Source organism: Campylobacter sp. 2457A, from assembly GCF_020135895.1.
GTDB lineage: Bacteria > Campylobacterota > Campylobacteria > Campylobacterales > Campylobacteraceae > Campylobacter_D > Campylobacter_D taeniopygiae.
Genome location: NZ_JACHTO010000123.1, coordinates 1 through 258, shown reverse-complemented (window position 1 = coordinate 258; position 258 = coordinate 1). Strand labels below are relative to the sequence as shown.

Here is a 258-nt window from a genome sequence, read left to right as displayed (position 1 = left end):
TTGTCTATATAGGGGTTAGGGTGTTTTTGTAAAAAATAGTTTTTAAAGATAATTTTAAAAGAATTATCTATTAAGATAATATTTTTTAAATTTATAAATCAGTTTAAACCCTAGTTTGTCCTATAAGATTATTTAATCTATCCATTATAGATCCAACATAAGAATTGATACTTTCACTACTTGCTTTCCAGCCATTAGCTTTTGCTTGATTAAACTGATTATCAAACAAAGCTCCACCATAACCTATGTGATTTTGCC

The 258-nt window shown here is 26.4% G+C and carries 1 pseudogene; it reads right to left on the bottom strand.

The window, feature by feature from the left end:
* Positions 1-103: 103 nt before the first annotated feature.
* Positions 104-258 (bottom strand): annotated as a pseudogene (locus H2280_RS08610) (Cj0814 family flagellar-dependent secreted protein); the annotation flags it as partial.